Genomic DNA, 16,983 nt, shown 5'->3' on the forward strand with positions numbered 1-16,983 from the left:
CGCTGGTTGAGTAGCGGCTCGCGGGCCTGAACCCATCGCTACCTGGGGCGCGAAGCAGCGTATCGAAACCACAACGAGTTGGGGTGGTTTCGATACGCGGCGCTTCGCGTCGCTACTCAACCAGCGATCTGGGCTCCCCATGGCACGGCGGTGTTACACCCTGGGGTGCAGGGCGCTCATCCTCCAGGCGGATGCCCGCACGCACGTCCGGGCCGTAGCGTGAAGCCATGATCGAAATCACTGGCCTCACCAAGAGGTATGGCCCCAAGCTGGCAGTCGACAATGTCAGCTTCACGGTGCGTCCGGGCATCGTCACCGGATTCCTCGGACCCAACGGCGCAGGCAAGTCCACGACCATGCGCATGATCATGGGGCTCGACAAGCCGACTGCGGGGACGGCGCTCGTGGACGGCCGGCTGTACGCGCAGCATCCCGCTCCGCTTCACGAGGTAGGGGCGCTCTTGGAGGCCAAGGCCGTGCACACCGGCCGGAGCGCGTTCAACCATCTGCTCGCGCTCGCGGCGACGCATGGCATCCCTAAGAAGCGGGTGCACGAGGTCATCGGAATGACCGGCCTCGAGACCGTGGCGAACAAGCGCGTCGCCGGCTTCTCCCTCGGCATGGGACAGCGACTCGGAATCGCCGCTGCGCTGCTCGGCGACCCCCACACCCTGATCTTGGATGAGCCCGTCAACGGGCTCGACCCAGAGGGCGTCCGATGGGTGCGCGAATTCAGCCGCTACCTCGCTTCCCAGGGCCGCACGGTTTTCATCTCCTCTCACCTCATGAGCGAGATGGCTCAGACTGCGGATCACCTGATCGTGCTCGGCCGCGGCCGGGTGCTGGCCGACGCGCCCATCGCAGACGTGATCGCGGGCGCCACGCGCCGCGTCGTGCGCGTGCGGACCCCCGACGTGCGCGGCCTCACTGGCGCCCTCTCGGGCCCCGACGTGACAGTGACCTCATTCGACGACGGAGCCCTGGAGGTCTCGGGGCTCGACGCCGCGCAGATCGGCGACGCCGCGGCAGCACACGGGGTCGCACTGCACGAGTTGACCCCCGTCGACGCCTCCCTCGAAGAGGCATACCTCGAACTCACGCAAGACCAGGTCGAGTACCACTCGGAGGTGACCCGATGACCACGGCAACCGACACCCTGCGCCCGCGGGACTCCGCGCCCGCCTCGCTCGACGGCATCCGTCTCAGTTTCATCGGCCTTCTGCGGTCCGAGTGGATCAAGCTGCGAAGCCTCCGCTCGACTGTCTGGTGCCTGGCCCTCGTTATCCTGCTCTCGGTCGGGTTCTCCGCGCTCATCGCCGGCGTGCGAACCCTTCAGCACGCGTCCGCCATCTCGGCAGCGGACGCGGCACCCACGCTCGTTTCGGCCACCACCATCGGCGTCAACTTCACGCAGCTCGTCGCAGCAGTGCTCGGCGTGCTCGTGATCAGCGGTGAGTACGGCACCGGGATGATCCGGTCGACCTTCACGGCGGCCCCCGGCCGACTCGGCGCCTACTTCGCCAAGCTCATCGTGCTCGCGGTCGTGGTCTTCGTGGTCGGAGTCGTCTCGCTCGGCATCTCCGGCATCGTCGCGACGGTCCTCTTCAACGCGCGCGGCTTGAACGCCGACCTTGCTTCATGGGACGTGATACTCCCCATCATCGGCGGCGCGGCGTACCTCGCCCTGGTGGCGATGCTCGCGTTCACCTTCGGTGCGATCATCCGCAGCTCGGCCGGAGGCATCGCCGCGGCTCTCGGAACGCTGCTCGTGCTTCCGGTCGCGCTGCGGATCGTCGCCGGCCTCACGAGCGCCCAATGGGTGTCGAACGTCGCGAGCTTCCTGCCGTCCGAGGCGGGCGGTCAGATCTATGCATACACACCGGCGCACCCGGCACCCGTGCCAAGCGGTGCGGTCGCGCTGGACGCACTCCAGGGCGGGCTCGTGCTCGTCGCGTGGGTTGTCATCGGGCTCGTCGTCGGAGCCGTGCTGGTGAAGCGCCGAGACGTGTAACGACTGCAGGGACCGCCGGGTGCGACACCACCCGGCATCGGATGCCCGCGAGCGGCTGGAATCAGTCAGCTCGCGGGCATCCTGTCGTCGGCGGGGCACTCAGGTTCGACCAAGTCCTCACCCAGGATGCCCGGATTCGGCTCAGTAGACTCGACGGCGATGATCTTCTCCGCAGCGCTCCCCCTCGCGAACGACATCACCGACCCCACGTTCTGGACCCAGGTGCTCTCGACCCTCGTCATGGTCGGGTGGAAGTTGGTCGGAGTCGCCGTCATCATCGTGCTGGCGTTCCTGGCCGCGTGGGTGCTCCGCGTCGTCATCCGCAAGGTCGTGCACCGCATCGTCTCGGGCGTCAAGAACAAGCAGAACGTCGAGGACACCCAAGCCCTCACGGCATCCCCCATCGCCGCGGTGCGCCTCGTTCAGCGCACCCGCACCCTGGGCACCGTGCTCAGCAATATCGTCAACGTCGTGATCGCGATCATCGCGATCATCCTGACCGTGAACTTCATCGACCAGACGATCATCGGGTCTTTCGCCCTCCTCACCGCCGCCATAGGTGCAGGCCTCGGTTTCGGCGCGCAGAACATTGTGAAAGACGTGCTGAACGGCCTCTTCATGGTGATCGAAGACCAGCTCGGTGTCGGCGATGTCGTCGACCTCGGGCCGGCAACGGGCATCGTCGAGGTGGTCGGCATCCGCGTCACTCAGATCCGCGATGTGAACGGGACCTTGTGGTTCGTGCGCAACGGCGAGATCCTTCGGGTCGGCAACATGTCGCAGGGCTGGGCGCGCGTCATCACCGACCTCGCCGTGCCGTACGACAGCGACGTCGAGGCGATCGAGGAGCGCATGCTGCAGGTCGCCAACGAGCTCGCGACCGCACCTAGGTGGCGCACTCGCATCGTGGAGAAGCCCGAGCTCTGGGGCATCGAATCCGTCTCGGCAGATGCGATCGTGCTGCGCATCGTGATGAAGACGCGCACGACGGCGAAAGATGACGTCGCGCGCGAGCTGCGCAAGCGCCTGAAGTCCGCGCTCGACGACATGGGAGTGGCGCTCCCGTCGCTCTCGAGCGTCGTGCTGACCGGCTTCGACGGCGCAGCGAGCGTCACGGGCGCGCATCCGCCGCGCACGCGGCCCAATCCCGTCGTCACCACGCAGGAGGCGAAGCCCAAGCGGCGAGGCCGAGCCCGCGACACTGCGGCTGACGCCGCGAAGGGGAACGCACCCGCGCCCGCACCCGCGCGAGGGGCAGGCGGCCGTGCTTCCGCTGGATCGGAAACGGCCAGGCATCCGCTTGCCATCACCAAGCCGCAGCAGACTCCCGACTCCACCGCCGCACCGCGCAACCCGTCTCCCGGCGAGCACGGCCTGCAGAGCGACCATCACGACGAAGGGCAGCCGTGACGGACCCGATGCTTCCAGCCTCGACGGGCGGTGCCGCGTCGCCGGGTGAATCCGCCGGCGCGCCTGCCGCACGACTCGTTCTGCGCTCCTCCCAGAACGGCGAGGCCGTCGCCGGCAACTTCTATGAGCAGGTCGGTGGCCATGAGACCTTCCAGCGCCTCGTGAGCACCTTCTACCGAGGTGTTGCCGACGACCCCGTTCTCCGGCCGATGTATCCGGAGCAAGACCTCGGACCGGCGTCCGAACGGCTCCTGCTGTTCCTGGAGCAGTACTGGGGCGGTCCGACGACGTACAGCGCAGAGCGCGGGCATCCGCGGCTGCGCATGCGACACGCGCCGTTCAAGGTCAACCCTCACGCTCGCGACCGCTGGCTGGCTCACATGCGAGCTGCTCTCGACGAGCTCGAGTTGCCGCCGCTGCAGGATGCCACGCTCTGGTCGTACCTGGAGCGCGCGGCACACGCGATGGTGAACACGTTCGACGACTGACTCCGGGCTTCCGATCGATCGACGCCTTGTCGATCGTCAACTTGGTCAATTGACCAACTTTTTACGGGAAGGCACTGACTCAGGGCCATCAGCGGGCGATACTGAGACGACGTGATCCGATCGAAGGAGACCCGGATGCCCGCATCACCCGCCGCCTCGTCCCCCGACTCCGACGCCGACAGCGGGGCATCACCACGGCTCGCGGCCGAGAGCGTCGACGCCATCGTCGTCGGCGGCGGCCTCGCCGGGCTTGTGACGGCGTCGGAGCTCCTCGAGCACGGCAAGCGCGTCGCCATCCTCGAGCAGGAGCCGCCGCAGAGCCTCGGTGGGCAGGCCTTCTGGTCGTTCGGCGGCCTCTTCCTCATCGACTCTCCCGAGCAGCGGCGCATGGGCATCCACGACTCGCTGGAGCTTGCGAGGCAGGACTGGTTCGGCACCGCAGGTTTCGACCGTGAAGAGGACGCTTGGCCTCGCAAGTGGGCGGAGGCCTACCTGGCGTTCGCGGCCGGAGAGAAGCGCGCCTGGCTGCGCTCGAAGGGTGTGAAGCTCTTCCCGATCGTCGGATGGGCCGAGCGGGGCAGCGGCACAGCCGGCGGACACGGCAACTCGGTGCCGCGCTTTCACATCACCTGGGGCACCGGCCCGGGGCTGTTGCAGCCGTTCGTCGAGCGCGTGCGGCGGGGTGAGGTGGAGGGGAACGCAGTGCTCCTGCATCGCCAGCGCGTCGACGGCCTGATCGTCGAGAACGGAGCGGTGGTTGGCGTGCGGGGCAGTGTTCTGGCCCATGACGACATGGAGCGTGGGGTGGCGAGCAACCGCGAGGTCGTCGGCGAGTTCGAAGTACGGGCGCCCGCCGTCGTCGTGACGTCAGGCGGGATCGGCGGCAATCACGACCTCGTGCGCAAGAACTGGCCGGAACGCCTCGGCACTCCCCCAGCCAACATGCTCGCCGGCGTCCCCGCTCACGTGGACGGCCGGATGATCCCGATCGCACAGGATGCCGGGGCGCGCGTCATCAACGCGGACCGCATGTGGCACTACACGGAGGGCATCCAGAACTGGAATCCCGTCTGGCAGAACCACGGCATCCGCATCCTTCCCGGGCCGTCCTCGCTGTGGTTCGACGCCGAGGGGAATCGGCTGCCCGCTCCCCTGTTCCCCGGCTTCGACACGCTCGGCACGCTCGAGCACATTCAGAAGACGGGGCACGACCACACCTGGTTCGTGCTCACGCAGAAGATCATCGAGAAGGAGTTCACCCTCTCCGGAAGCGAGCAGAACCCCGATCTCACCGGGCGCGACGTCCGCCTGCTCCTGCAACGCGTACGGCCGGGGGCGACGGAGCCGGTTGAGGCGTTCAAAGAACACGGCGCGGACTTCGTGGTGGCATCCTCGCTACCGGAGCTCTTCGCAGGCATGCACGCCATCAGCGACGTCCCGTTCGACGAGACGGCCATCGAACGCAGCGTGTTCGAACACGACCGAGAGCTCGACAACCGCTTCTCCAAGGATGCCCAACTCGCCGCCATCACCTCGGCTCGCCGATACCGCGGCGACAAACTCATCCGCGTAGCTGCCCCGCACAAGTTTCTCGACCCCAAGTCGGGACCCCTCATCGCGGTGAAACTGCACATCCTCACACGCAAGACGCTCGGCGGAATCGAGACGGATCTGCAGGGCAGAGCGCAGAACGCGCAGGGTACCGCCGTGCCCGGGCTGTACGCCGCAGGCGAGGTCAGCGGGTTCGGGGGCGGAGGCGTGCACGGCTACCGCTCGCTGGAGGGCACATTCCTCGGCGGATGCCTGTTCTCCGGCAGACAGGCCGCCCGCGGCGTGCTTGCCGACCTGACCTGAACGTCGGGCGCCGCGGGGCTATCGCTCCGCGGTACCGACTGCCTCGGATCAGCCCCGGAGCGACCAGGCGGGACGCTTCACCAGAACGTGACCACGGCGGAGCGTGAGGCGGGTCCACGGCCCGGTCTCGTGCACCGACACCGGCTCGTCATGTTCGACGATGAAGCCGAGCGAGTGGGCAGCGAACCCGGCACCCGAGGCGACGTATTCCAGTTCGGGTATGGGCCTGCTCCACACCTCGCCGCGCACGCGTTGCACCAGTTGTTCTCCGGCCTCGTGCGGGATGGTCTCCGCCACCTCGGCGATTCCCTCGGCGGCCGACCGTTCCAGCACGCCGGCCGTCGTCTCTCCAACGCGGTGCCATCCTCCACGAGGGGGCGTGATTCCCGCCCACGTGACGGTGCTCACCTGGAGTGGAAGCCGGATGCCGATGGGCGCAGGCTCACCGTCGGGCTGCTGCGGGGCATCCGCTGCTCTCGCGAGCCTGTCGAGCAGCGACCTGGTGGGAACGACCGCGTCGAACGTGACATCGCGATCGGTTGCGAATGTGCGCAGGCCGAGCACCGTGGGGATGCGGTCGAGCAGGCTGCGCGGGTACAGGATCGCGGTGTATGCCGCGAGTACACCTGAGCCCGCGACGAGGCGCACCGAGCCGTCTTCGACGCGTCCGGCGCGCGACAGATACACCTGGAGGTCGGAGACGGCGAGGGTGTCGACCAGGGAGAAGAACTCACTCATGTGCTGTCTAAACTAACGGAATACGGCCGCCGACACGGCCGCGCTGCACGTTCGCCGCGGCATCCCGTTCGATGACCCGAGAGGCACCATGACGAACCCCCTCGACGGCCTGCTCGCCGCCCTCGACCTGACCGACACGGGCGCCCGCACCGACGAGGACATCTTCACGGGCGTCAGCCAGTGGATGCCGCATGGCCGCGTCTTCGGCGGACAGGTACTGGCGCAGTCCCTCGTGGCCGCCATGCGGACCACGCAAGAGGGTAGAGCCGTTCACTCGATGCACGGCTACTTCCTGCGGCCAGGCGATGTGAACCAGCCGATAACGTTCTCCGTCGACCGCATCCACGACGGACGCTCGTTCTCGGCCAGGCGCACGCAGGCGTATCAGAACGGACTGCCCATCCTGTCGATGATCGCCTCCTTCCAGGAACCAGGCGAGGGCCTCGACCACCAGATCGACATGCCGTCCGACGTGCCGGGGCCCGAAGAGCTGAAGAGCGACACGGAGCATCTGACCGACTTCGATCATCCTGTTGGACGGCACTGGCGCGACGAGCGCCCGTTCGACCTTCGGCACTTGCCGTCACCCGTGTACTTCAGCGTCGAAGGCGAGCACGTGGCGCACCAGGCCGTGTGGTTCAAGACCTTCGGCAAACTGCCGGATGACCCGGACCTGCACCGTGCGGCCCTCGCCTATGCAAGCGACTATTCGATCCTGGAGCCCGTCATGAGACGTCACGGTGTGAGCTGGGCGACACCTGGGCTCAAGATCGCCAGTCTCGACCACGCCATGTGGTGGCACAGGTTCAGCAGGGTGGACGAGTGGCTGCTCTACGTTCAGGAGTCGCCGAGTGCCACCGGCGGGCGCGGTCTATCGCTCGCCCGCATCTATACCCAAGATGGGATGCTCGTGGCGAACGTCGCGCAGGAGGGCATGCTCCGGCTCCCCTCAGGCGCGGCCTGACTCCGGGTTACAAGAGGAACGTCAAGGAGACGGATGTCCGCAACAGCAGAGAACGCACGGGCCGTCGTGCTCACCCGCCGGACCGCGCTGGCGACGGCCGTCGGAACCGTAGGAGCGTGCGCTCTGGCGGCGTGCACATCGACCGGTTCGCCCTCTGGCAGCGGCTCCGAGAACTCCTCGGGGAAGAACGCCGCCGAGGGCATACCGCTCAGCGACATTCCCGTAGGCGGCGCGATCTCCGCGACGTTCAAGGGCGGCCCCATCCTGCTGGCGCAGCCGAAAGCCGGCACCGTTCTGGCGTTCTCCGCCGTGTGCACGCACATGGGCTGTGTGGTCGCTCCGTCGGGCAAGCAGTTCGACTGCCCGTGTCACGGATCCGAGTTCAGCGCCAGCACGGGTGATGTGCTCAGAGGACCGGCTACCAAGCCGCTGCCGAAGCTTACCGCCACGGTGTCGGGCGACAAGGTGACCGTCACGTCTTGAGCGCTGGCACGCACGGCACTCGTTGCCGATCCTTGTGCAAGCAAGCTGGCCCCATGATGTGGCCGTCCCCGATCAGCGGCGGTGGAACCTGATGGGCGGCTCCTCGTACGGGGACCAGGCCGCGCGTTCGCGCTCGTTGATGCGGCGAGGCCGGCCGGACTCGCGGTCCACGAGCACCAGCGTCGTGGCTGCACGTGCGTAGAGGACCGCGGGCTCGACGCCAGCAGGCGACCACACCTCGTAGCAGAGCTCCATGCTCGCTCCCCCCATCGCGGCCACCCAGAGTTGCACGTTCAGGGGCTGGCGCATGTACGGAATCGGCGCAAGGTATTCGATCTCTTGGCGCGCGATGAGGCTCAGGGTGTCGGCTCCCGGCCGGCTGTCGAGCACGGCCGTGGACGCCCCGACGGCTTCGCCTGCATCAACCTCGGCACCCTCGTCGTCCGGCGCCCAGAAGGCGATGATGCGCGCCTCTTCGAGCAGGCGAAGCATCTCGGCGTTGTTGACGTGCCCGTAGGCATCCAAGTCGCTCCAGCGCAGCCGGATCGGAACGCTCAGCCGCATTTGTCAGCCTCGCGCGTTCGGTTCGAACCTCGACCCGGCCGAATGGGCTGGGCACTGCGAGCAAGTTCGCATCGCGCTCACCTCAGTCGCGGGTCAGCTTGCGGTACGCGGACCGGTGGGGCTTGGCCGCGTCCGGGCCCAGCCGCTCGATCTTGTTCTCCTCGTATGCCTCGAAGTTGCCCTCGAACCAGTACCAGTCCGCCGGGTTCTCCTCTGTGCCCTCGTAGGCGAGGATGTGCGTGGCTATGCGGTCGAGGAACCACCTGTCGTGCGTGATCACCACGGCGCATCCGGGGAACTCGAGCAGCGCGTTCTCGAGGCTCGAGAGCGTCTCGACGTCGAGGTCGTTGGTCGGCTCGTCCAGCAGCAGCAGGTTTCCGCCTTGCTTGAGGGTGAGGGCAAGGTTCAGCCGGTTGCGCTCGCCGCCGGAGAGTACGCCCGCCTTCTTCTGCTGGTCAGGTCCCTTGAAGCCGAAGGTGGACACGTAGGCACGGCTGGGCACCTCGGTCTTGCCCACCTGGATGTAATCCAACCCGTCGGACACGACCTCCCACAGGCTCTTGTTGGGGTCGATGCCGCCGCGCGACTGGTCGACGTAGGAGATCTCGACCGTCTCGCCGATCTTCAGGTCGCCGGCGTCCAGCGGTTCGAGGCCGACGATGGTCTTGAACAGCGTCGTCTTGCCCACGCCGTTCGGTCCGATGACCCCGACGATGCCGTTGCGCGGCAGCGTGAAGCTCAGGCCGTCGATGAGCGTTCGCTCGCCGAAGCCCTTCTGCAGGTTCTTGGCATCGATGACGACCTGGCCGAGACGTGGACCCGGCGGAATCTGAATCTCTTCGAAGTCGAGCTTGCGCGTGCGCTCTGCCTCCGCCGCCATCTCCTCGTAGCGCGCCAGTCGCGCCTTGGACTTCGCCTGACGGCCCTTGGCGTTGCTTCGCACCCAATCGAGTTCGTCGGAGAGCCGCTTGGCGAGCTTGGCGTCCTTCTTGCCCTGCACCTGGAGGCGCTCGCGCTTCTTCTCGAGGTAGGTCGAGTAGTTGCCCTCGTACGGGTACAGGTGCCCGCGGTCCACTTCGGCGATCCACTCGGCGACGTGGTCGAGGAAGTACCTGTCGTGGGTGACGGCGAGCACCGCGCCCTGGTACTTCTGCAGGTGCTGCTCGAGCCAGAGCACGCTCTCCGCGTCCAGGTGGTTTGTGGGCTCGTCGAGCAGCAGCAGGTCGGGCTTCTGCAGGAGCAGCTTGCACAGGGCGACCCGGCGCTTCTCACCGCCGGACAGCACCGAGACCGGGGTGTCGGACGGCGGGCAGCGCAGGGCATCCATGGCCTGCTCCAGCTGGGAGTCGAGGTCCCAGGCATCCGCGGCGTCGATCTCTTCCTGCAGTGTGCCCATTTCAGCCAGGAGCTTGTCGAAGTCGGCATCGGGCTCGGCCATGGCTGCGGAGATCTCGTTGAACCGATCCACCTTGCCCTTGATCTCGCCGACACCCTCCTGGACGTTCTCGAGCACGGTCTTCGACTCGTCGAGCTCCGGCTCCTGCATGAGGATGCCCACGCTGTAGCCGGGTGAGAGCTTCGCGTCGCCGTTCGACGGTGTATCGAGCCCGGCCATGATCTTCAGGATCGTCGACTTGCCTGCGCCGTTCGGGCCGACCACGCCGATCTTCGCGCCCGGCAGGAACGCCATGGTGACGTCGTCGAGGATGAGCTTGTCGCCCACCGCCTTTCGGGCGCGGACCATCGAGTAGATATATTCGGCCATGCGTTCCAGTCTATGGGCGCCGACCGGCTCGCCCCGCCGTCCCGTCGGGCCGTCCATGCCTCGCCGTCGCCCCTGTCGGCGCGAGCTCCCTCGGCGCTCGTCAGCGAATCGGAACAGTGTCGCCGATGAGGCATTTGCCGGTAGCGAGTACGGGCGCGACGACGCTGTGGTAGCCGCCGATGTCCTGTCCGAACTGGCCGATCAGGCAGCCGCCGTTGATCAGCACCGAGAACTGCACCGAACCGGGCGTGAGGTTGACCGTAGTGGTGTCGGCGGTCATCTGCATGTTCGCCTTCGAAAAGCCCGCGGCGGCGAGCGCGTCGACGAACTGCTGTGCGCTCGGATTCTTGTTCGACGCGATCGTGTGGTTGTTGACGTAGTCGAAGTACCCGAGGTTCTCCTTCGCGGTGCCCTTCGGGGCGAAGGTCGGCAGCACATCGGGTACCGGAGCCGAACTATGTGCGGAGGGCGTCGCGCTCCCGGTGTGGACGGGCGAAGGAGCACTGCAACCCGCCAGCGCGACAGTCAGCGCGACGGCCACCGATAGTCCACCCAACGCGAATGCCGACGCGCGGCGAACTCGGCGGCGCGATCTGCGATCCCCCACTGGTCAGATCCCCTTCCACCGCGGTGCACCTGTGCGACGGAGTGCGATCGGCGAGCCGCGGCCTGAAGAGTCTACGGGCGCGTTGCCCTGTGGTCGCTGTGGCGCGGGCTGCCAGTGCGGAATCAGAACGGTGGCTCGGCGGAGGCGAACTCGAGCTGCGCGAGCTCCGCCGTCGGATCGTCCGCGTCGTCTGCGGTGCTGCGGCTCGGCTCGGCCGAATCGCCGCCCGTCTCAGCCGAACCTCCGGGGAGCGCCCAGCCGTCTGCATCCACCTTCGCCTGGGCAGAGGACGCATCGGAACTCGGACCGTCGGCGGATTGTTCGTTCTGTGCAGGCGCCGCAGACGGGTTCTTGCTGTACCGGCTGGTGCCGAAGAGCAGGTCATGGCCTATGCCCTCGGCGAGGATGTCGACGGAGGTGCCGTGGCGTCCGTCACGTTCCCACTCGCTCACTCTGAGGCGTCCCGTGACAACCACCCGGTCGCCCTTGGCGAGCGAGCGAGACGCGTTCTCGGCCAGTCTTCGGAACGCGACGACCGTGTACCAGTTCGTCTCACCGTTTTCCCACCCGCTCGCCTCACGGTTGAACTTGCGCTGGGTCGAAGCCAGCCGGAATGTCAGGCGAGCAAGTCCGTTGCCCACGACCGCCATGGCCGGTTGCGTTCCCACGACTCCCGTCGCGGAGATGATGTCAGGCATCCTCGTGCCCTCCTTCGGTCGATGTGTCTTCTGCAAGGAATGCGGTCGATCGCTGAGGAAGGGCCGCCACACCACTGTGCGGGAGAGGGCGACCGCGGGCGGGGTGGTGCCGGTCGAATGTGGAGAGCCGTGTACCGTGCACTGCTGGGGACGGCGAGAGGATCCGGGTACAGGAAGCGGGTACTCGGTCAGGTGCCGCGGAATGGCTGCGCAGACGCGCAGGGATGCCGTTGCGTCATCGCCAATAGCATTCTGGGATGCCCTACGTTCCCGCTGACGACCGCTACGACACCATGACCTACCGCCGCACTGGACGCAGCGGCCTAGACCTTCCCGCCGTCTCGCTCGGTTTCTGGCACAACTTCGGTGACGGCCGGCCCATCGACGTGCAGCGTTCGATCGTGCGCCGCGCCTTCGACCTCGGCATCACCCACTTCGACCTGGCGAACAACTACGGCCCGCCTGCCGGTTCCGCCGAGCGTAACGTCGGCCGCATCCTCGCCGAGGACTTCGCAGCGCATCGCGACGAACTCATCGTCTCGACAAAGGCCGGGTACCACATGCACGCGGGACCCTATGGAGAGTGGGGTTCGCGCAAGTACATGCTGTCGTCGCTGGATGCCTCGCTGCAGCGACTCGGACTCGATTACGTCGACATCTACTACTCGCACCGGCCGGGCCCGGACACGCCTATCGAGGAGACCATGGGCGCGCTCGCCACGGCGGTTCGGCAGGGCAAGGCTCTGTACGTCGGCGTGTCGAACTACAGCCCGGAGCAGACCCGCGCGGCCGCGGCGGCGCTGGAGGCCGAGGGTGTTCGGCTACTGATCCACCAGCCCAGCTACTCGATGTTCAACCGCCACGTGGAGCATGGCCTGCTCGAGGCGCTCGACGACCTCGGCGTCGGGTCGATCGTGTTCTCGCCTCTGCAGCAGGGGCTGCTCACGGATCGCTACCTGGGTGGCGAGGTACCGGATGACTCGCGTGCGGCCACCAGCGTGTTCCTACGACCCGAGAACATCACGGACGAATACCTCGGCCGCGCTCGCGCCCTCAACGAGATCGCGGCGGGCCGCGGGCAGTCGCTCGCGCAACTCGCACTGACCTGGGTGCTCAGGCATCCTCAGGTCACGAGCGCGCTGATCGGCGCATCGAGCGTCGCCCAGCTCGAGCAGAACGTGGCCGCAGTGCACGCTGCTCCACTCACCCCAGATGAGCTGGCGGCGATCGAGCCCTTCGCCGTGGACGGTACGGGCAGGCGGTAGCAGCCCCTTTGGGGGGTGAACGGCGCTTTGCGACGACGCCCGGCACGCCTGCGCCGAGATCCGTTCGGCCGCAGGTAGTCTCCGCAGCATGCAGTGGTGGAATGACTTCTGGGAATGGCTCACGTCGCAGGACGCGCAGCCGGTGATCTTCGCCGCGGTCGTGTTGCTCGTGTCCATCATCGTCTCCGGGCTCCTGTCGGCATGGATCGCGCGTGGCGCGGTTCGCGGGCTTCTCTTGCGTGCAGAGCGCGAGCAGAAGGCCGGTGCCGTCGCGGCCCTCGTGGATGCCGCAGTCGAGGCATCCGTCTGGAATTCGCTGACGCCTGGAGAGCAGGTGTTGTCGGATCGCTCGGTCGGCCAGGCCGACATCCTCGTTCGGCTTCTGCCCGTAAAGGGCGCTGCGATCACGGCCGACTGGGCCGCTCACCAGCTCGGTGAGCTCAAGCGAAACTCGGCTACCTACGGCTACAGCCTCGAGCCGGCGATCATCGAGTTCCGCGACCGTCTCGTCGAATGGCAGAACAAGCCCCGCCGTGCGCGCCGGCTGTTCCTCGAAGACCTCGAGCGGTGGCGTTTCGAACGCACCTCGAGCGAGGAGACGGCGAACTCGGATCAGGATGCCTGGGTCGCCCGGCGCCATCACGAGCGTCATACCTCGGCTGCGAGCACCGAATCGGGTGCGTCGACGGTCGCTGACACCGCAAGCCAGGGGCCCGCATCCGAACCGTCCGCTTTGGATGACACGGCGGCGCTCGACGACTACGTCGCGGCGCCCGTGGGAGCCTATGCCGCGCGCAAACCGACGGGACTAGAACAAGACTGATCGCCCGACCGCGATGCGAGAGTGAGGGGGCCGCCACACCACGTGGCGGCCCCCTCACTCTTCGTCATCGGTCGGTGCAGTACTCCGGCTACACACGCTCGCCCGCGCGCTGCCACCACATGTCGAACGGTGTCGCCGGCGTGTGGCGCTTGTGCTCGGTCGCCAGGTACTTCGCCTCGATACCGCTGGCAACGGCATCCTCGACGTCCTGCCCTTGCAGGTAGGCGTCGATGTCGCGATAGCTGATGCCCAGATTGTCTTCGTCGGTCTGCCCTGGCGTGTCGTCGAGAAGGTCGGCGGTCGGCGACTTCTCGTACAGCCGCGCAGGGGACCCCAAGTGCTCGAGCAGCTGTCGCCCCTGGCTCTTCGTCAGACCCGTCAGCGGTGTCAGATCCACTCCCCCGTCGCCATACTTGGTGAAGAAGCCCGTCACCGCCTCGGCGGCATGGTCGGTGCCCACCACGATCAGTCCGCGTTGCCCCGCTATGGCGTATTGGGCGACCATGCGCATCCTCGCCTTGACGTTGCCCTTCGTGAAGTCGAGGATGCGCTCGCTCACCGCGTCGCCGAACTCGTCCGCAACACCGTCGACACCGCGCTGCACGTTGAACGTGAGCACCTCGTCTGGACCGATGAACTCGAGCGCGAGTCGGGCGTCGTCTTCGTCGGCCTGCACCGCGTAGGGAAGCCGCACTGCGACGAATCGGGCATCGGCCCCTGATGCGCTCAGCCGCTCCGCCGCGAGCTGACACAGCTTGCCTGCGAGCGACGAGTCCTGTCCTCCGCTGATGCCAAGAACAAAGCCCCGAGCCTTCGAGGTACGGGCGTAGTCGACGAGGAACGAGACCCGCGCCTCGACCTCCGCGTCCGGATCGATCGACGGTTTCACATTGAGCTCGCGGATGATCTCCGCCTGAAGTTCACGCATACTTTGCACTTTATGCCCGACGTGTTTCGGGCACGCAACGGGTGGACACGGCCATCACCTGTATGCGGAGTCGTCGATCTGAACGGGGTAACCGGCCCTCAAGACGGCGAGCGTCGAAGGAGGCGTGATGACGTCGGCCGTTCCGTCACTAGGACGCGGAACCGCGCCGCCGTATCCTCTCGGTGTCCACGCCACGAGCGAGTCGCCGAGCACCAACCGTTGCCGGCCATCGTAGAGAACGTACCCGCCGTCGGGGAGCTGCCGATAAGGCAGCTCATGCATCCGCCTGCGATGGCTTCGCGGATACAAGCGTTCCGAGTGGAGCTCCGAGTTCACGACGGATGCCGTGGGCCGCCCGCCGCCGGCAGCTTCAGCCCACGCATCCACGTAGGCCAGATAGGCGCCATGGCGGCACTCCGAACACGGCCGGTGACCGGCGGCGAACGCGACCGCCTCGTCGTGGAAGAACAGGAAGGTGTAGTGATTCGGCTGCCAAAGCGGATGCCAGCGCTCGCGGAATCGGAGAGCGCATATGATCCACAGCTTGCCGGAATGGAAGCGGACGATCTCGTGGCCCTCGTGCACCTTGCCCCGGTTGCCCGTCCAGGCGCCACGCAACGGTGCCGCGACGATGTCGCCCATGGGCGTGACCCGGTTGCGCGCGGGCATCCGTACCGCCTCTCCTCGATGGGCAGATACTCACCCATGCCACCGACATATTGGCGGCAGACGCGGATCGCACGATGCGGTCAGGCGTAGAAGCCCTGACGCAGCAACGACCGCCATCGCGCGCGCGGCGGCGAAAGCGAGGCCGAGACCACGAGCCGAGAAGGCTCGGAGCCCTGGCGGTCGACGCCTGTCATGCCGATCCTTCCGAGTGCGCATGAGAATTCGGCACTGTCGCCGGACGGCGCGACGCCTCAGCGACAGCGAGTGCGAGGGCGGCCGCCAAGACGACGATCGCTGCCGGTATCGGCAGCATCATCGGTCCACCGGCGCCGACCAAGCCGGAGGCTGCACCGGCGCCGAGCGCGATGCCCGCGTTGAACAGCACCGGGATGAGTGCTCCGGCGAAGTCGCGATGTTCAGGGCCGGCGACGCGAAGGATCAGGGTCTGTGCCAGAGGCGGGAAGGCACCGGAGCCCAGGCCCCAGACCGCGACGCCGAGAACCGAGAAGGTGGGGACGGATGCCAGGCCGAGAGCCGCCAGGGCCAGTGACGTCACCTGATGTCCCAGGGCGGAGTGCGCTTGTGCGTTGGTGCCCCCGGCAGGAATCGAACCTGCGACCAAGAGATTAGAAGGCTCCTGCTCTATCCGCTGAGCTACGGGGGCTCCGGTCTTGCCTTGAGGCGGCGCGACCGTCTCTCAGGCTACCGCAGGGCGCGGATTAGACCGCCTTGGCCGCCGCCACGAGCACCTGGGCGATGCTCGGAACGCCCTCGGCTCGGAACACCTCGGCGCCCTCGGCGTTCAGCACGATGACTGTGGGCGTGGAACGGATGCCCGCAGCCTGCGCGCGCTCCTCGTGGGCCACGACGTCGAACTCTCTCACCCGCGCATCGGGTATCAGCCGTTCGGCCTCATGGAGCACGCCCCGCGTCTGCAGGCATGGTTCGCAGAACGCCGACGTATACAGGTGCAATTCCACGTCGAAGAGTCTAGGTGGGACGCCGGGAGTCGGAGCGGCAGCTCTCGAAACGAGGGTCGCGGGCCGCCGATAGACTTCACCGCATGCCGACAGCGAACGACGCCCTCGTGTGGATCGACTGCGAAATGACGGGGCTCGACCTCGAGAAGGACGAACTCGTCGAGATCGCGGTGGTGATCACGGACTTCGACCTGGTGCCGCTCGACCCCGGAATCGACATCGTCATCAAGCCCGATCAGAGCGCTCTGGACGGCATGGGCGAGTTCGTGCGCCAGATGCACACGACAAGCGGGCTCATCGAGGAGATCCCGAACGGCAAGAGCCTCGCCGAGGCCGAGTACGAGGTGATGGAGTACATCCTCGGCTTCGTGCCGAACGAGCAGAAGGCGCCGCTGGCCGGCAATTCGATCGGCACCGACCGGATGTTCCTGGCCAAGTTCATGCCCCGGCTCGACGCCCATCTGCACTACCGCAACGTCGACGTGTCGTCCGTCAAGGAGTTAGCCAGACGGTGGTTCCCCCGCGTCTACTACAACGCTCCGGAGAAGAACGGGGGCCACCGTGCGCTTGCCGACATCCGCGAGTCCATCAGGGAGCTCGAATACTACCGGCGTGCGGTCTTCACCCCTGAGCCTGGCCTGTCCTCGGACGAGTGCCAGAAGATCGCGCAGGACGTGGTGAAAATCTGGGCCCCGCGCATGTAATACAATCGTCTGGTTGCCCGCACGCGGGCGGC

At 67.0% G+C, this 16,983-nt stretch carries 19 protein-coding genes and 1 tRNA gene; 10 read left to right on the forward strand and 10 right to left on the reverse strand.

Features of this window, described 5'->3' with window-relative positions:
* Window positions 1-227: 227 nt before the first annotated feature.
* The 5 genes from ACO2Q7_RS02655 to ACO2Q7_RS02675 all read left to right on the forward strand — a co-directional run bounded on the left by ACO2Q7_RS02655 (window position 228) and on the right by ACO2Q7_RS02675 (window position 5,763).
* Window positions 228-1,139 (forward strand): ATP-binding cassette domain-containing protein, encoded by a 912-nt coding sequence (locus tag ACO2Q7_RS02655; protein WP_423354086.1) that lies wholly within the window; start codon window positions 228-230, stop codon window positions 1,137-1,139.
* Window positions 1,136-2,011 carry an ABC transporter permease gene (locus ACO2Q7_RS02660; RefSeq protein WP_423354087.1) on the forward strand — a complete coding sequence of 292 codons (876 nt, stop codon included), beginning with the start codon at window positions 1,136-1,138 and terminating at the stop codon, window positions 2,009-2,011. The genes ACO2Q7_RS02655 and ACO2Q7_RS02660 overlap by 4 nt, the downstream gene beginning before the upstream one ends.
* Before the next feature lie 159 nt (window positions 2,012-2,170).
* The gene (locus ACO2Q7_RS02665) at window positions 2,171-3,421 is read left to right on the forward strand and encodes a mechanosensitive ion channel family protein (RefSeq protein WP_423354088.1); all 1,251 of its coding nucleotides are present in this window, start codon (window positions 2,171-2,173) and stop codon (window positions 3,419-3,421) included.
* An 8-nt stretch (window positions 3,422-3,429) separates the two neighbouring features.
* Window positions 3,430-3,909 carry a globin gene (locus tag ACO2Q7_RS02670; protein ID WP_423355943.1) on the forward strand — a complete coding sequence of 160 codons (480 nt, stop codon included), beginning with the start codon at window positions 3,430-3,432 and terminating at the stop codon, window positions 3,907-3,909.
* A 135-nt stretch (window positions 3,910-4,044) separates the two neighbouring features.
* The gene (locus ACO2Q7_RS02675) at window positions 4,045-5,763 is read left to right on the forward strand and encodes an FAD-binding dehydrogenase (RefSeq protein WP_423354089.1); all 1,719 of its coding nucleotides are present in this window, start codon (window positions 4,045-4,047) and stop codon (window positions 5,761-5,763) included.
* A gap of 48 nt (window positions 5,764-5,811) precedes the next feature.
* On the opposite strand, the gene ACO2Q7_RS02680 is transcribed toward ACO2Q7_RS02675, so the two are convergent.
* Window positions 5,812-6,501, reverse strand: coding sequence for a hypothetical protein (locus ACO2Q7_RS02680; protein ID WP_423354090.1), 690 nt, complete (start codon window positions 6,499-6,501; stop codon window positions 5,812-5,814).
* 88 nt (window positions 6,502-6,589) lie between these two features.
* Between ACO2Q7_RS02680 and ACO2Q7_RS02685 the strand changes: the two genes are divergently transcribed.
* The gene (locus ACO2Q7_RS02685; protein ID WP_423354091.1) at window positions 6,590-7,465 is read left to right on the forward strand and encodes an acyl-CoA thioesterase; all 876 of its coding nucleotides are present in this window, start codon (window positions 6,590-6,592) and stop codon (window positions 7,463-7,465) included.
* A gap of 33 nt (window positions 7,466-7,498) precedes the next feature.
* Complete coding sequence (locus ACO2Q7_RS02690; RefSeq protein WP_423354092.1) at window positions 7,499-7,948, forward strand: ubiquinol-cytochrome c reductase iron-sulfur subunit; 450 nt, start codon at window positions 7,499-7,501, stop codon at window positions 7,946-7,948.
* Window positions 7,949-8,020: 72 nt separating this feature from the next.
* On the opposite strand, the gene ACO2Q7_RS02695 is transcribed toward ACO2Q7_RS02690, so the two are convergent.
* The 4 genes from ACO2Q7_RS02695 to ACO2Q7_RS02710 all read right to left on the reverse strand — a co-directional run bounded on the left by ACO2Q7_RS02695 (window position 8,021) and on the right by ACO2Q7_RS02710 (window position 11,582).
* Complete coding sequence (locus tag ACO2Q7_RS02695; RefSeq protein ID WP_423354093.1) at window positions 8,021-8,512, reverse strand: acyl-CoA thioesterase; 492 nt, start codon at window positions 8,510-8,512, stop codon at window positions 8,021-8,023.
* An 82-nt stretch (window positions 8,513-8,594) separates the two neighbouring features.
* Window positions 8,595-10,277, reverse strand: a complete 1,683-nt coding sequence (gene ettA / locus ACO2Q7_RS02700; protein ID WP_423354094.1) for an energy-dependent translational throttle protein EttA — start codon at window positions 10,275-10,277, stop codon at window positions 8,595-8,597.
* 100 nt (window positions 10,278-10,377) lie between these two features.
* Window positions 10,378-10,713: a DUF6993 domain-containing protein gene (locus tag ACO2Q7_RS02705; RefSeq protein WP_423354095.1), complete on the reverse strand. Its 336-nt coding sequence runs from the start codon at window positions 10,711-10,713 to the stop codon at window positions 10,378-10,380.
* A gap of 293 nt (window positions 10,714-11,006) precedes the next feature.
* Window positions 11,007-11,582, reverse strand: coding sequence for a single-stranded DNA-binding protein (locus tag ACO2Q7_RS02710; RefSeq protein WP_423354096.1), 576 nt, complete (start codon window positions 11,580-11,582; stop codon window positions 11,007-11,009).
* Between the two features lie 257 nt (window positions 11,583-11,839).
* Between ACO2Q7_RS02710 and ACO2Q7_RS02715 the strand changes: the two genes are divergently transcribed.
* Entirely contained in the window at window positions 11,840-12,847 is a 1,008-nt protein-coding gene (locus ACO2Q7_RS02715; protein ID WP_423354097.1) for an aldo/keto reductase, read from the forward strand.
* An 88-nt stretch (window positions 12,848-12,935) separates the two neighbouring features.
* The gene (locus ACO2Q7_RS02720) at window positions 12,936-13,670 is read left to right on the forward strand and encodes a hypothetical protein (RefSeq protein ID WP_423354098.1); all 735 of its coding nucleotides are present in this window, start codon (window positions 12,936-12,938) and stop codon (window positions 13,668-13,670) included.
* An 88-nt stretch (window positions 13,671-13,758) separates the two neighbouring features.
* Here ACO2Q7_RS02720 and nadE read toward each other — a convergent pair whose 3' ends face one another.
* From nadE to ACO2Q7_RS02745, 5 genes are all read right to left on the reverse strand, one after another.
* Window positions 13,759-14,598: an ammonia-dependent NAD(+) synthetase gene (gene nadE / locus ACO2Q7_RS02725; RefSeq protein WP_423354099.1), complete on the reverse strand. Its 840-nt coding sequence runs from the start codon at window positions 14,596-14,598 to the stop codon at window positions 13,759-13,761.
* A 54-nt stretch (window positions 14,599-14,652) separates the two neighbouring features.
* Window positions 14,653-15,267, reverse strand: a complete 615-nt coding sequence (locus tag ACO2Q7_RS02730; protein WP_423354100.1) for a hypothetical protein — start codon at window positions 15,265-15,267, stop codon at window positions 14,653-14,655.
* Window positions 15,268-15,457: 190 nt separating this feature from the next.
* Window positions 15,458-15,823 (reverse strand): MFS transporter, encoded by a 366-nt coding sequence (locus tag ACO2Q7_RS02735; protein WP_423354101.1) that lies wholly within the window; start codon window positions 15,821-15,823, stop codon window positions 15,458-15,460.
* 32 nt (window positions 15,824-15,855) lie between these two features.
* Window positions 15,856-15,931: transfer RNA gene (locus ACO2Q7_RS02740), tRNA-Arg, on the reverse strand.
* Window positions 15,932-15,986: 55 nt separating this feature from the next.
* Entirely contained in the window at window positions 15,987-16,247 is a 261-nt protein-coding gene (locus ACO2Q7_RS02745; protein ID WP_423354102.1) for a thioredoxin family protein, read from the reverse strand.
* A gap of 83 nt (window positions 16,248-16,330) precedes the next feature.
* Here ACO2Q7_RS02745 and orn point away from each other — a divergent pair, with 83 nt between their 5' ends.
* Window positions 16,331-16,951 (forward strand): oligoribonuclease, encoded by a 621-nt coding sequence (orn, locus tag ACO2Q7_RS02750; RefSeq protein WP_423354103.1) that lies wholly within the window; start codon window positions 16,331-16,333, stop codon window positions 16,949-16,951.
* The last annotated feature ends 32 nt before the right edge of the window (window positions 16,952-16,983 follow it).

This window comes from Rathayibacter sp. KR2-224, assembly GCF_049446075.1.
Lineage (GTDB): Bacteria > Actinomycetota > Actinomycetes > Actinomycetales > Microbacteriaceae > Humibacter.